Origin of the sequence: Anaerovibrio lipolyticus DSM 3074 (genome assembly GCF_900141865.1) — a bacterium.
Lineage (GTDB): Bacteria > Bacillota > Negativicutes > Selenomonadales > Selenomonadaceae > Anaerovibrio > Anaerovibrio lipolyticus.
Window position 1 is genome coordinate 138,282 of the sequence record NZ_FQYW01000004.1, and the last position, 14,574, is coordinate 152,855.

Sequence of the window (14,574 nt, forward strand, 5' to 3'; positions counted from 1 at the left end):
ATATTGGCTGCATCCAATTTTTTTGCTTAAAATAAATAATTATTTTACTTCCAAAGCTGCGGTTACGAAATCGCGGAACAATGGATGTGGGTTGTTTGGTCTGGACTTAAGCTCTGGGTGGAACTGAGAAGCTACGAACCAAGGGTGATCCTTAACTTCAACAATTTCAACAAGGCTGTCATCAGGGAGAGTACCGGCAATTACAAGGCCAGCATCCTGAAGCTCCTGACGATATTTGTTGTTGAACTCATAACGATGACGATGACGCTCGCTGATTTCCAGAGTGCCATAAGCAGCCTCAGTCCTGGTACCAGGCTGAACCTTGCAAGGATATGCACCAAGACGCATAGTGCCTCCCTTATCCTCCACATCAACCTGGGATTCCATAAGGTCGATTACAGGATGGGTGGTTTCCTGACAGAACTCGGAGCTATGAGCATCGCTCATGCCGCAAACGTGACGGGCAAACTCAATAACTGCACACTGCATACCAAGGCACAGGCCAAGGAATGGCAGCTTCTTCTCACGGGCATACTGAATGGCCATAATCTTGCCTTCTACGCCACGATCACCGAAGCCGCCTGGTACGAGAATGCCCTTGCAGCCAGCAAATACCTCATCAAGGTCCGGGTTCTTGGTGTTCTCCAGAGTCTCAGCATTTACCCAATTAATCTTGACATCGGCCTCATTGTAGATGCCTGCATGGTGGAGAGCCTCAGTAACGGAAATATATGCATCAGGAAGCTCAACATACTTACCAACAACGGCAATCTTAACACGCTTCTTAGGGTTGTTGATTCTATGAACCATCTGCTCCCAGCTTTCCATGTTTACAGGAACATAATCCATGTTCAGCTTTTCCATGGCAATGCGGTCAAGACCCTCAGACTTCATCATAAGAGGCACTTCATAAATGGTGGATGCAGTTCTGTTTTCAATAACAGCTTCCTTGTCCACGTCGCAGAACATAGCCAGCTTTGCCTTCATATCATCAGTGAGAGGCTTCTCAGTGCGGCATACCAGAATATCTGGCTGGATACCAATGCTGCGGAGCTCCTTAACACTGTGCTGGGTAGGCTTGGTCTTAAGCTCGCCGGCTGCGGAGATATAAGGAACCAGGGTTACGTGGATGTAAAGCACATCGTTCTTGCCCACTTCCTTCTTCACCTGGCGGATGGCCTCCATAAATGGAAGGGACTCGATATCGCCCACAGTACCGCCGATTTCAGTGATAACAACGTCAGCATTGCTTTCAGCAGCCACATCATATACGCGCTGCTTAATTTCGTTAGTGATATGAGGAATAACCTGAACGGTCTTGCCAAGGTAATCACCACGACGCTCCTTGTTAAGAACGTTCCAATAAACCTTACCAGCGGTAATGTTAGAGCCCTTGGTCAGATTAATATCAATAAAACGCTCATAATGACCAAGATCCAGGTCAGTCTCAGCACCATCGTCAGTTACGAATACCTCACCATGCTGATAAGGGCTCATGGTACCAGGGTCAATATTAATATATGGGTCAAACTTCTGAATGGTAATGTTATAACCGCGGTTCTTCAACAGACGGCCCAGTGAAGCTGCAGTGATACCTTTACCAAGGGAAGAAACAACGCCGCCGGTGACAAAAATGTACTTTGCCATGTCTTAATCCTCCTATACACTAAATAATTACATATTTTCCTGAATGCTCTCGAACTTATGGGTATCGTTGGCCTTTTTCTTTTCAGAAGCAGCAGCTTCCTTGGATACGGTACGAACGCTGCGAGAAGTCTTTTTCTTCTCTACAGGGTACCACTCAGTAAGGCCCCACATACCATCATTTCTATAGGTGAAGCGGCTGTCCATGTTAATCTGGGTGTAAATCTCAGAAATAGCCTCTGGCAAGGACTGAACAGGCTTCTTCTTTCTCTTGATAACCTCAAGAATCAGATCCTTGAAATACATTGGCTCATAAGCGGAGGAATCCACCACATTGCCAAGATCAGCATTGTGCTCTGCAAGAATATAAGCGGCAACTTCTACATCAGTACTCTTTAAATAATCCACGCTAAAGTCTCCTTAATTAATATTATAGTATAAAAAATTGTTTCATTACATCTTTTCCGGAGCAGAAACTCCTAAAATTCCCAAAGCATGACGAATGGTATGAGCTGTAACGGTTACCAGCGCCAAACGGGCCTCTGCCAGCTTATCATCAACACCCAAGATACGGCACTGATTATAGAAGCTGTGGAACTTGCCTGCCAGCTCATAAGCATAACGGGCAATACGCTGTGGTGCATACTCTGCCGCTGCGCGCTCGATTTCTTCCTCATACTCCTGGAGCTTGTTAATAATATCAATCTCAGTCTCATCCTTAAGGAGAGAAAGCTCAACCCCATCGGTAACCTTAAGTCCAGTCTCCTCCGCCTGACGGAAAATACTGCAAATACGGGCATGGGCATACTGAATATAATAAACAGGATTCTCATTACTCTTGGATTTTGCCAAATCCAAGTCAAAGTCCAGCTGGCTGTCCATGGAGCGCATAATGAAGAAATAGCGGGCAGCATCGGTGCCAACCTCCTCAATAAGCTCTGCCAGGGTTACAGTCTGGCCAGTACGCTTGCTGAGCTTAACCAGCTCGCCACCACGGAGAAGGCGAACCATCTGGAGAAGCAATACATCCAAATCATCAGCATTATATCCCAGAGCACTCATGGCTGCCTTTACACGACAAATATAACCATGGTGGTCTGCACCCCAAATATTAATCAGCTTACCGAAGCCACGCTCAAACTTATCCTTGTGATAAGCAATGTCTGCAGCTAAATAGGTAGGAACACCATTATCGCGAATTACAACACGGTCCTTGTCATCGCCATAATCGGTAGACTTCAGCCAGAGAGCACCGCCCTCCTCGTAAATCTTGCCGTTCTTCTGCAATGCCTCAATAGCTGCCTTAACCTTGTCAGGATGAAGGGTACGCTCGCTGTACCACACATCAAATTCACAATTAAAGGCCGCCAAATCTTCCTTCAGGGCAGCCAGCTTTTCCTTCAGGGCCAGCTCCTTAAAAATATTCAGGCGCTCCTCCTCGGACATATTAAGGTACTTGTCGCCATCCTTCTTAATGATACGCTGAGCAGTATCAATAATATCAGCACCATGATAGCCATTTTCAGGGAAGGTATCCTCTGTGGCCTTGCCCAAAAGCTCAAGATAGCGATGATCAACGGAAAGGGCCAGATTATTAATCTGATTACCCGCATCATTGATATAATACTCGGAGGTAACAGGATATCCCGCAGCTCTCATTACATTAACCAGAGCACTGCCTGCTGCAGCACCACGGCCATGGCCAACATGAAGGGGACCAGTAGGATTGGCACTTACATATTCCACCTGAACTGGCTTCATATCCTTCTTTGGAAGCTGACCGAAGCTCTCACCACGGTCCATAATAGCCTTGAGACCATCATAGAGGACATTAGCCTTCAAAAAGAAGTTAATAAAGCCTGGGCCGGCTATCTCAACATGCTCCAGCCAATCGCCATTGATACGGCCAGTGACCTCTTCGGCAATCTTTCTTGGATTCATGCGAAATGCCTTGGCAGACTGCATTGCGAAGTTAGTGGCGAAATCGCCCATTTCCTTCTTTGGCGGAACCTCGAGAATAATATTTGGCAACTGCGCCTCAGGAAAAACACCATCGGCAATGGCAGCTTTGGCAGCCTCCTCAATAGCGGCCAATAACGTATCCTTAATATCCAAATTCATAGCCTCCCAAACTTTTTAATATATATACATATATAACAATATCTATTTCCCAGCATTGCTGATTTTTATATGAAGCTCATACTCACCCACAGGAGATCCATTAACGGCCAAATCGTAAAATAGATCAATTTCCCCCTGGCCCCCGACTTCATCCATATTTATTTCCAGCTGTCTGGTATTTATTTCCAGCTCCATAGGCCCATAAGGAGTATGATAGCTGGTATGGGTCATTTCCCCATGCAAAAAAATCATTTCCGTATCAACGGCTCCACGACGGAAAATTGTCAGCTTCCCTCCGTCGGTTTTGATGGTGGTAGCAATAACATTTTCCTTGTCTAGGTCACTGTCATTATATTTTACATAATGCTTGTTATTACGGAAATGATACTGGCCCTCAGCCAAATGGGCAACCTTTTCACGCTTGCCCTTCAGATCCTTCTGAAAGCCTGAAGTAACCACTTTAACCTTGTACATAATGGTCCTTTTCTTCCCTATTTTTTATCGAACATTTATTTGGTTCTGTATTTAAACAAAACTGTGTATAGTATAACCCAAAAATAGATTATTGCCAACAAAATAATTAATAAAAATTGAAAAGGGACTGCCGAGGCAATCCCTTAAATCACTTTATTTGATGAAGTTACTGCTGAACTGCAATATCAATCTCCACCTGATGACCGCTGATATCCATAACAACGCACAGATACTGCTCGTTGCTGATCTTAATCTGGAAGTCGGATCCCACAGTCAGCGATGGGGTGGAAATATCCACCTCCAGCCCAAGAGCTGTGAGATTGGTGGCGGCATTAGCAGTCAGCATATTGGACATCTCAGAAATAGCACTCTGGGCCATTTCATCAAAATTCTCCACCGGCATCCCCATCATCATGGTGGATGCAATGAACTTTGCGGTGTCTTCACTCATATTATAAACGACGTTTCCCCTTATCTCCTTGGTAAAACCAACGATAACAGCTACGCCCTGACTTACTGCATTTTGATTATTTACAGTCATACCTGTACGCTGTGGTGTTGGAAAGCCCATCTGGGGAAGTACAGTCGTAAATGCATCTATAAACGGATTAACCAGTTTTACATCCATAAGTTATACTCCCCTCGCAAACCCTACATTCATGAATACATTCCCGTAAGAGGTCTTGGCTACAACATTAAAAGAAATTAGCTCAGGATTGGACAAAATTATATCTGAACCAATAACTGTCCCCGGAGGCGTAATACGCATTTCCTTGTCCTTGAACACATCATTGATACGGGAAACAGCACGACCAGTAATAATATTACCTGCCTCCTCTATGGCAGCCTCCGCCTCATCAGCAGACAAATCATCCTGTGGATCCATTCCCAGCATGGCCTTACTGAGACTATACATGGTTTCAGAATCCATATAAAGCGCAACGCGCCCCTTAGGCTCACCGACGATACCAATCACAGCTGCCACGCCGTCAACATGAAGAACAGACTCCTCGTTTTGAGAAATCTCAATTTCACTCTGGATACCAAAAATGGACACCAGACTCTGCTGGAGTACCTTGGCAAAGGTAGTCACATAGGACTCCCTGTAAACAGCTACTGCACCAACATTTTCATTGCACATAATCATCAGCGTATCAATAAGCTCATTGGTGCTGACAGGCTTCTGCAAGAAGGAGCCAATACCGGCCATACGGCCCTGCATAATCAGCTTGGCATCCTTCATGGCACTGATCATAACAATCTTTGCCTTTGGATCTATCGCATGAATACGACGGGTGCACTCAATACCATCTGCATCCGGCAAATTCATGTCCATGGTTACAACATCCGGTTTAGTCTTAGCATAAAGAGCCACTGCCTCAGCAGAATTCTCAGCCATTGCGCAAACTTCAAAATTAGTCTTGGCCAGCATGGAGCTAACCATCATACGGCTAATTCTCGAATCATCAACCACCATAACCTTGACTTTTTCCACAAACAATCACCTGCGCTTTTCGTGTATTTTTCCTTCACTATAAATATTCGCCAAAAAAGTGAAAATCCTTCTAAAAATACGAAAAAACTATATGTGTTTCTTCTAGTATACAAAAATCGGTAGAGCAATTCAAGGAAAAACGTCCCAGACGCCCTATCCTTCGAAGGGTTACTAACTAATAAAGTTCTTTAAAAATGACAAAAATCCTTCTTAATTTTAATTTTATTTTACGGGATTCAATTTCCCATTTGCCAAAATTCCATCCTTCTTTGTATAATGTTTAAGTATTATGCTTTGATATAGGAGGAATAACATTTGGATAATATATTGATTATTTCGGCCTTTGTTATTTATTTGGGCCTGATGATGTTTATCGGACTGTATTATTATAGGAAGACAAACAACATGGATGATTACATCATTGGCAACAGAAAGCTGGGGGCCTGGGTTACCTCCCTCAGTGCTGAGGCCTCTGATATGAGTGGCTGGATGCTGATGGGACTTCCAGGGGCTGCTTATCTGGCCGGACTGAACGCTGGCTGGATTGCAGTGGGGCTTGCCTTGGGTACCTATGCCAACTGGAAGTTTATTGCGGCAAGACTGAGAAAATTTACGGAAATTGCCAACAATTCCCTTACCCTGCCGGATTTTTTACAGAACCGTTACAATGACGGCAGCAACATTTTACGGGTTGCTCCGGCCATTTTCATCATCATTTTCTTCGTAATTTATACCTCCTCCGGCTTTGTCAGCGGTGGCAAGCTGTTCAGTACCCTCTTTGGGCTGGACTATACCACAGCTGTTCTTTTGGGAGCCTTCGTGGTGGTATTCTATACCCTTACCGGTGGTTTTATGGCTGTATGCTGGACTGATTTTATTCAGGGTGTCATGATGTTCTTTGCCATTATTATGGTGCCTGCTGTAGCTGTTTATGCCCTCGGCGGTGTTTCCAACACTGTCACTGCTGTGGATATTGTGAATCCTACCTTCTTTAATCCATTCTTAGGACCTGATGGCTCCACCATTTCCGCTATTGAGTTCATTTCCCTTATGGGCTGGGGCCTGGGCTACTTTGGTCAGCCTCACATTCTGATTCGCTTCATGGCCATCAAATCCTCCAAGGAGCTGAGCCATGCCATGCACATTGCCATGGTATGGGTTGCCATTTCCCTGGCTGCTGCAGTTGCTGTTGGTATTGTGGGCAGCGTTTACCTCACCGAAACTCTTATGGGGCCAAAGGTGGAAACCGTATTTTTGGTGATGACCGGGGAGCTATTCACTCCATTTGTAAGCGGTCTTATAATGTCAGCTGTATTGGCTGCAATAATGAGTACCGCATCAGCCCAGCTGTTGGTGGCTGCTTCTGCCTTCTCCCAGGATTTTTACCACTCTGTTTTCCGCAAGAATGCGGGGCAGAATGAGCTGATATGGGTAAGCCGAACTGCAGTATTGGTTATTTCCGCTATGGCCATCGGCTTGGCCATGAATCCTAACAGCTTTATTCTTGATATGGTTTCCTACGCCTGGGCTGGCTTTGGTGCTGCCTTTGGTCCTGCCCTTATTATGTCCTTATTCTGGAGAAGGGCCACCAGAAATGGTGCGCTGGCAGGTATTGTGGTGGGAGGTCTTACAGTTCTTATCTGGAAGCAGTTTGCTTTCTTTGGTCTTTATGAAATCATTCCGGGCTTCCTGTTCTCCCTGCTGGCAATTTATGTTGTGAGCCTTTTGGACAAGGAACCAGATAAGGAAATTACAGATATGTTTGATTCCGTACAGAACTCTGATATTTAATAGCCTTCTCCTCTGGAGAAGGTGGCGAGCTTTGCTCGTCGGATGAGGTCAAAAAAAATTGAAAATTTTTCTCATTTAGGTATTGAAAATCATTTTCAGTTATGCTATATTATATTCAAGCTTTGAAAAAAGCGTAACTCTCCTAAATATAATACACACACACTAGAAAAGGGATTCCCGGAGGACAGGGAATCCCTTTTCTAGTGCAAATAACAAAGCAAAACAGAGCAGGAACAGTTGCCTTTCGCTCGGTTCCGGTGCTAAAACAATTTTTTGATCTGTAATTAGCAGCGAGAAAAACTTTAGCGACGTGTGACGTGCTACAGGGGACTGCCCCCGACATCATATTATAATAAAATTTAATTGTTCTCAGGCTCATCCTTAGGGCGGCCACGGCCTATGAGATATAGCGGCCTATTTTTAACCTCCTCATAAATACGGGAAATATATTCTCCCATGATACCCAGCACCGTGAGCTGCACACCACCAAAAAACAGTATACAGGCGGTTATGGTAGCCCAGCCGGCCACTGCATCATTGAACACATACTTAGAAACCAGCACATGGAGGAATAACAGAAAGCTCAGGAAGCCACAGCATACACCGATGTATAATCCCATGCGGAGAGGCAAGGTTGAGAAGGCCATTACCCCATCTACTGCCAGATGAAGCATCTTCCGCGGAGAGAATTTTGAAACTCCTGCGAACCGCTTTGGCGCCACAAACTCAATGTAGGTCTGCTTAAAGCCCATGGAACCTATCATACCACGAATAAACCGGGCATGTTCACGATACCGACGGAAGGCCTTTACCACCTTCTGATCCATCAGCCGGAAATCAGCTCCACCCTCCTGAATATGAACGGTGGACAATGTATTTAAGATCTTATAATAATAGGCTGAAGTGAGCTTCTTAAAGGCCGAAACGCCTTCAGTGTTCTTGCGTATGGTATGAACCACCTCATAGCCTTCCTCCCATTTGGAAATGAGGGTAGGAATCAGCTCCGGTGGATGCTGCATATCCCCGTCCATCATTATTACCGCATCTCCATCTGCATGGTCAAGACCACAGGTGAGAGCCAGCTGATGGCCAGAATTTTTTGCAAGAAAAATAGACTGAACCCTGGAATCCTTTTCCTCCAGTTCCCGCAGTATTTCACGGCTGCGGTCCTTGGAGCCGTCATCCACAAAATCCAGCTCAAACTCATAGTCCAGCTTGTCAAAAACTTCAACGATGGACTTATAAAAATGCTCTATATTTTCTTCTTCATTGTATACAGGAACAACAACTGATATAATCTTCATGGTTATCTCTTTTCTCAAAATTTTATCCAATGTAAAATACTATAATATTATACGCGTTGGGGAATTTTTTCTCAATACTAAATTCCAAAGGGGAACATAATGAATTTAATAGAAAAAACTAAACATCACTTCTTAACTAAGGAATTCTTCCTATTTTTGGTTATTGGCTGTATCAACACCTTTAACTGCACCTTTATGGCCTGGCTCTGTTCCTTCTTTATAGCAGATGCCAATCTCACCTTCAACATTGGCTACATTCTGGCAAATCTCTGCGCCTGCTGGATGAACAGCCGCTTTGTATTCCACGATACATTGTCTGTGAGCCGCTTTATAAAATTCTTTGTATCATATATTCCAAACTATATCATTCAAAATATTATCGTTATTATATTCTACAACTGGCTGGGGTATCCTCCAATAGTAAGCTACCTGATAGCAGCGATTTTAGGTATTCCGGTAACTTTTCTTTTGGTAAAGCTATTCGCCTTTGGCAAAAAATAAAAACGGGCGCAAAAATACGGGACTGCGTTTGCAGTCCCGCTTTTAATTTTCCTTTATTTACCGCAGTCTGTTGCGTCTTGCCTTTGGCTTGCCCAAAATCTCTGCCCAGATGACAGCCTGGGCCAGACCACTCAAGGGCTTTCTTTTATGCTCAGTGGTATAGGACGGATCCTGTGGCGGCTCCTCATGCTTTTCCTCATAATCATCCGTATGACGGGTAAGATACTCCTGATAGGGATTATGAACCTGTGCATACTCATCTGGATGATGAGGCCTGTGCTGAGGAGGTGATGGTTCCTGTGGCCCCCTAATATCCGGCGGTGTCCAGTCCTTTGGAATAGGCTGAGCTGGTGGCTTCTTTTTGTCCAGCACATTGCCCAGTATCACCATCAAAGCAAATACCACTATTGGAATAACATAATCCATAGCTTTTCACCTGCCTTACTTAATAGGCGGTGGAGTGAGAGGGCTGTCATCAGCACTGCGGCTGATGCTGTCACGCATATCAGTATCAGCCTTTACATTGTTCAGGTTGTAATAATCCATTACCCCTAAATTACCATTCTTCAGGGCTTCAGCCATAGCATGAGGCACCTCGGCCTGTGCCTCAACTACCTTAGCCTCCATCTCCTGAGTATATGCCTTCATCTCCTGCTCCTTGGCAACGGCCATAGCACGGCGTTCCTCAGCCTTGGCCTGGGCAATACGCTTATCTGCCTCGGCCTGGTCGGTTAAGAGCTCGGCACCGATGTTTCTGCCTACATCAACGTCTGCAATATCAATGGAGAGGATTTCAAAGGCTGTACCTGCATCCAGGCCCTTACCCAATACTGTTTTGGAAATGTCATCCGGATTTGCCAGCACATCGGTGTGGCTTACAGAGGAACCTACAGTGGTAACAATACCCTCACCTACACGGGCAATAATTGTTGGCTCACCGGCACCACCCACCAGACGGTCAATGTTGGCACGAACAGTTACTCTGGCCTTAATACGCAGCTCAATACCATTCTTGGCCACAGCGGAAACCACAGGAGTCTCAATAACCTTTGGATTAACGCTCATCTGTACAGCTTCCAGTACATCACGGCCTGCCAAATCAATGGCGGCAGAGCGCTCAAAAGGAAGTGGAATCTGGGCTCTGTGGGCAGCGATAAGTGCATCTACTACCTTATCCACATTACCTCCAGCCAGAAAATGGGCCTCCAGCTGATTAACCTCCACGCTAAGACCAGCCTTGTTTGCCTTAATAAGCGGATATACGATACGGGAAGGAATAACCTGGCGAAGGCGCATACCTACCAGAGTAAATATTCCCACTGGCACATTGGCGGCCTTGGCTGCAATCCACAGGCGAAGGGGCACAAAGTGCAAAAATACAAAGAGAAATACTATGGCCAAAAATATCCATAGGCCACTGAAATCCATAAAAAACTCTAAAATTTCATCCATCAAATACACCCTTTCAACATTTATTATCTAACAACCACATGGTTGCCATTGACAGCAATAACTTTAACCTCCTGTCCCTTGGGGATGTAATCCCCCTCGGATACCACATCCACAGGCTCACCGTTGATAATGACAGTACCTGCCGGCCTAAGCTCGCGGGACACAATGCCCTTACAGCCCACCAGCTCCGGCTTTTCAACGGCACTGACATAGCCCTTTTCTGTTGAGGTCTGGTCCTTCAGCACAAAGCTGTGCCATAAGTCGCTCCAAAAGGACATTTTTATCCCTCCTTATCTATCAGGGTGACAAGGGCTGGTGTCTTTCACGCCGTCCCATTCCCCCTTGCATATTGTAGCAATCACTTCTGATTATTAGCTGAAAGGTTGGCACAGATGCCTTCTTCCCGCAGCTTTTTTTTGATTCGGTCCAGAGAATCTTGATCCGGCACCTCAATGGTGTGGAGATGTACCCCCTGGGTCACAATGGAAAGAGGCATTCCGTCACATTCCTTCATGCGGTTGTCAAAAACCTCAACGTCATGGCGGTTCCTCAGCATCAGATCAGCTCTTATTTCACCATAAAGGGGATGCTCAACAATTACATCCCGGACATAGCCACCATTGTCTACGATGATTTCCAGCTCACGGCGCATCATATCCGAACCATGCTTGCAGGCAATTATCCCCACAATACCGTGAATCTCCTCATCCTCCGGCAGCACATAGCCCCTTGGGGTAGCATATACAGTAACACCACCGGCTCTAATTACGCTTATGTCCCCAACGATAATCTGGCGACTTACATTAAATTTTTTTGAAAGATATCCTCCCGTAAGAGGACACTTGGACCGCTTTAGTGCTTCCAGCAGCAGGTCCCGACGTTCCTGAGTGTCCATAAAAACTCCCCCCTCCTTCCTTCATTGTATTAGAGCTGTAGAAAAAAAGCAAATGAACAAACAAAAAAGACTACTAAAAACTTAGTAGTCTCAAATTTCATATGGTGGGCGCTAACGGAATCGAACCGCTGACATTCTGCTTGTAAGGCAGACGCTCTCCCAGCTGAGCTAAGCGCCCGTATAAAAGGGAATTTGTTAATTCCCTATTTTTCTAAATGGTGACGCGTACGGGATTCGAACCCGTGAAGCCGCCGTGAAAGGGCGGTGTCTTAACCACTTGACCAACGCGCCATTGGCTCCTCGAGCAGGACTCGAACCTGCGACATACGGATTAACAGTCCGTCGTTCTACCGGCTGAACTATCGAGGAATCATTTGTGTCGGTGATGTCGACAAGTAATATAATACTGCATTTCAAAATAAAATGCAAGCATTTTTTAAAATTTTTTAGTAATTTTTATCGAGGCAGCAATTCTTGTACTTTTTGCCACTGCCACAAGGGCATGGATCATTACGGCCAATCTTCTTGCCAACCCTTACTACGGACTGACGAGGCATATTAGCCAGCTCATCCTCGGTGTGGCCCTTTAATACCCATTTAGGCAGGGTATTGTTGTAGCGTCCAATAAGACCGTACAGCTCCTGGGTCTCCTCCATCTTAGGCAGTACCAGCTTCTGGTCCTTCAAGAAACCCACGATTTCCTTCATACCATAGCCATTCTGGATAATAATATTAATGGAACGAACAGCTTCTGCCGCCTGAAGAACATCCAGATTGCACTTGTTCATCAGGAACTGGGCCAATGCCCTGTAGGCACCGGTTGACTCCACATAGGATTCCTGTCCAGCGTCCCACACCTTATCATATGGCAAATCAGCGTAATCAATAGAGGTATTCTTCATCTGCTCTGCCTGAAGAGCATCAACATTCATAAGCTCAGAATACATCAGCTCATGCTTGCCGGCCTGAATATTGTCATACCAGCAGCCACCATTAAGAATAATGCCGATAAAATCAGCAAATTCCAGTTCATCGTCAATATATTCACTGACCTTGGCATAGAGCTGGTCATAATCCATTACACCATAATAGAATACCAGACCGGAGGCCAGACGGATAACCTCAGTATTTAGTGCAGTGGCCTGCTGGAAGGCAGCATTGTTAATTTTGCCGTATTCCTTCTGAATTTCCTTTGGCATATACCAAACCAGCTTGCCATCAGAAAGGCCGCAATACATGATACCAATACCACGGAGATAGTCCAGACGGCCATCATCAAGCTGCAAATCACCGGCCATGCCCTTGTGCTTGCAAGCATAGTCAAAGATGTCCTTCTGATCCTCAAAGGCACTGACAAACCAGCGCTGGGAGAATTTAATAACCTCCGGCAACACTGCCTCCACCATTTCCGCCTTCTTGACACGATTAATGTTAGTGGCAACAGGAAGATTCAGATTGTACTGAATATCCTCCAGCTCTGTCTTTGTAAGGGCATTAAGTGCCTCCTCCAAGGTGAGCTTTTCCGGCAGCTTATGACGACGAAGGCTCTTCATGCGCTCCGCCTTTTGCTCTGCAATTACTTTATTAAACTGTTCATCAGAAAAACTAAATTCCAAATCACTCAACCTCACATATTTTCATATTCAATTTATTGTCAAAATACTATTTTTCCATCAACCAAAGAATTTCTTTATTCCCTTCAAAATACCAGAAGCCGCCTTTTTGATGCCAGCTTCAGAATTCAGCAGCCGCTCCTCCTTCTCGTTGGAAATAAAGGCCGTTTCCAAAAGAATTGCCGGCATATTTGTATGTCTGACAACATAGAAATTACAGCTCTTAACGCCTCTATGGCCTGTAGACAGGGCCGATACAACCCCATCAGAAACATACTGGGCCAAACGGACAGAAGCCTTGGTACCCTTTCCGTAGTAATAGCCCGTGGTACCGCTTGGACTGCTGCTGGTGAAGGAATCCATGTGAATAGAAATAAAGATATCCGAATCATTTCTATTGGCTATATCACAACGGGCCTGAAGCTCCTCAATATCTGTTGCATTGGCCTTCTTTGGAGAAACCTCAGTATCCTTGTTGCGGGTCATAATGACCTCAGCCCCTTCAGCAGTCAGAAGACGCTGCAGCTCCATGGCTATACGAAGGGTTATGCTTTTCTCCGTAACACCTGTTGGGCCAATGGCACCCACATCGCTGCCACCATGACCGGCATCAATGGTAATCTTTTTCCCCTTAATGCCAGGAGTAAATTCAGGCTCAACCACTGGGGTAGCCTCATCCTTCTTATCAGAATCACCCTCAGAGGTGGTGACAGGGGTGCTGGTCTGTTCATCAGTGGATGGCTGTGGCTTTTCAGTATTGCCAGAGCTGGAGCCAGTCTTGCCAAAATCTATAGCTGCTCCCCCGGAGCCCTGACCCACATTACCAAAATCCAAAACCAGACGATGACCAGTATTACCACCGGCCAATGTGAAAAAATAACGGTTACTCTCATTCATGGTGCTTTCAATAACTACACGCACCGTATTCGGGTCAAACTGAGCCAGACGCACGGATTTGGCAAACTGGCTGCCTATGTTAATTGTCTTTTTGGCCTCAGGACTTATCCAGGCCCCCTGAATATCCACCACAACCCGTGATGGATTACTTAAAACACTGGTTTTAATTGCAACATCCTTGGTGGTATCCAATACGATACGGGCCTTGTCCTTATCAGAGCTCACCCTTACGGCGGTAATCTCCGCCATATTTGCCATACGCTGGGCAAAGGTAGCTGCCTGAGCCTCCTGGGTGGACCAAAACATAAGAAAACCAGCCAAAAGCAGCATTATACCCGCAAAATGCAAATAAATGGCCTTAGCTTTATGAAAGTACATATATATATT

14 protein-coding genes, 3 tRNA genes and 1 pseudogene are annotated in these 14,574 nt (G+C 45.4%); 2 read left to right on the plus strand and 16 right to left on the minus strand.

The features are described from left to right. Positions 1–39: 39 nt before the first annotated feature. The 6 genes from B6K08_RS01800 to B6K08_RS01825 all read right to left on the minus strand — a co-directional run bounded on the left by B6K08_RS01800 (position 40) and on the right by B6K08_RS01825 (position 5,734). Positions 40–1,647 carry a CTP synthase gene (locus B6K08_RS01800; RefSeq protein WP_039206264.1) on the minus strand — a complete coding sequence of 536 codons (1,608 nt, stop codon included), beginning with the start codon at positions 1,645–1,647 and terminating at the stop codon, positions 40–42. Positions 1,648–1,674: 27 nt separating this feature from the next. Further along, positions 1,675–2,052 carry a DNA-directed RNA polymerase subunit delta gene (gene rpoE / locus B6K08_RS01805; protein ID WP_039206266.1) on the minus strand — a complete coding sequence of 126 codons (378 nt, stop codon included), beginning with the start codon at positions 2,050–2,052 and terminating at the stop codon, positions 1,675–1,677. 45 nt (positions 2,053–2,097) lie between these two features. Continuing rightward, on the minus strand, positions 2,098–3,759 hold the full coding sequence (argS, locus tag B6K08_RS01810; protein ID WP_039206279.1) for an arginine--tRNA ligase: 1,662 nt from the start codon (positions 3,757–3,759) through the stop codon (positions 2,098–2,100). Positions 3,760–3,807: 48 nt separating this feature from the next. Continuing rightward, positions 3,808–4,239 carry a YwiB family protein gene (locus B6K08_RS01815; RefSeq protein ID WP_039206268.1) on the minus strand — a complete coding sequence of 144 codons (432 nt, stop codon included), beginning with the start codon at positions 4,237–4,239 and terminating at the stop codon, positions 3,808–3,810. A gap of 166 nt (positions 4,240–4,405) precedes the next feature. Beyond that, positions 4,406–4,867 (minus strand): chemotaxis protein CheX, encoded by a 462-nt coding sequence (locus B6K08_RS01820; protein WP_039206269.1) that lies wholly within the window; start codon positions 4,865–4,867, stop codon positions 4,406–4,408. A 3-nt stretch (positions 4,868–4,870) separates the two neighbouring features. Beyond that, entirely contained in the window at positions 4,871–5,734 is an 864-nt protein-coding gene (locus B6K08_RS01825) for a response regulator (RefSeq protein WP_039206272.1), read from the minus strand. Between the two features lie 363 nt (positions 5,735–6,097). Here B6K08_RS01825 and putP point away from each other — a divergent pair, with 363 nt between their 5' ends. Continuing rightward, entirely contained in the window at positions 6,098–7,525 is a 1,428-nt protein-coding gene (gene putP / locus B6K08_RS01830) for a sodium/proline symporter PutP (protein WP_080325255.1), read from the plus strand. Between the two features lie 359 nt (positions 7,526–7,884). On the opposite strand, the gene B6K08_RS01835 is transcribed toward putP, so the two are convergent. Beyond that, positions 7,885–8,829, minus strand: a complete 945-nt coding sequence (locus B6K08_RS01835; RefSeq protein ID WP_080325221.1) for a glycosyltransferase family 2 protein — start codon at positions 8,827–8,829, stop codon at positions 7,885–7,887. 99 nt (positions 8,830–8,928) lie between these two features. On the opposite strand from B6K08_RS01835, the gene B6K08_RS01840 reads away from it, so the two are divergent. After that, on the plus strand, positions 8,929–9,330 hold the full coding sequence (locus B6K08_RS01840; protein ID WP_027397356.1) for a GtrA family protein: 402 nt from the start codon (positions 8,929–8,931) through the stop codon (positions 9,328–9,330). A 57-nt stretch (positions 9,331–9,387) separates the two neighbouring features. Here B6K08_RS01840 and B6K08_RS01845 read toward each other — a convergent pair whose 3' ends face one another. From B6K08_RS01845 to B6K08_RS01885, 9 genes and pseudogenes are all read right to left on the minus strand, one after another. After that, positions 9,388–9,756, minus strand: a complete 369-nt coding sequence (locus B6K08_RS01845) for a hypothetical protein (protein ID WP_039206292.1) — start codon at positions 9,754–9,756, stop codon at positions 9,388–9,390. Positions 9,757–9,771: 15 nt separating this feature from the next. Then, positions 9,772–10,758 carry a flotillin-like protein FloA gene (gene floA / locus B6K08_RS01850; protein WP_027397358.1) on the minus strand — a complete coding sequence of 329 codons (987 nt, stop codon included), beginning with the start codon at positions 10,756–10,758 and terminating at the stop codon, positions 9,772–9,774. A 47-nt stretch (positions 10,759–10,805) separates the two neighbouring features. Next, a complete protein-coding gene (locus tag B6K08_RS01855) occupies positions 10,806–11,060 on the minus strand; it encodes an NfeD family protein (RefSeq protein WP_027397359.1) in 255 nt (84 codons plus the stop codon). 80 nt (positions 11,061–11,140) lie between these two features. Beyond that, positions 11,141–11,677, minus strand: coding sequence for a transcription repressor NadR (locus tag B6K08_RS01860; RefSeq protein WP_039206294.1), 537 nt, complete (start codon positions 11,675–11,677; stop codon positions 11,141–11,143). A 102-nt stretch (positions 11,678–11,779) separates the two neighbouring features. Beyond that, a tRNA-Val gene (locus B6K08_RS01865) sits at positions 11,780–11,855 on the minus strand. A gap of 38 nt (positions 11,856–11,893) precedes the next feature. Beyond that, a tRNA-Glu gene (locus tag B6K08_RS01870) sits at positions 11,894–11,968 on the minus strand. A 2-nt stretch (positions 11,969–11,970) separates the two neighbouring features. Next, positions 11,971–12,046 (minus strand) — tRNA-Asn (locus tag B6K08_RS01875). 77 nt (positions 12,047–12,123) lie between these two features. Further along, positions 12,124–12,207 (minus strand): annotated as a pseudogene (locus B6K08_RS14365) (SEC-C metal-binding domain-containing protein); the annotation flags it as partial. A gap of 1,143 nt (positions 12,208–13,350) precedes the next feature. After that, a complete protein-coding gene (locus tag B6K08_RS01885) occupies positions 13,351–14,565 on the minus strand; it encodes an N-acetylmuramoyl-L-alanine amidase (protein WP_080325222.1) in 1,215 nt (404 codons plus the stop codon). Positions 14,566–14,574 lie beyond the last annotated feature (9 nt).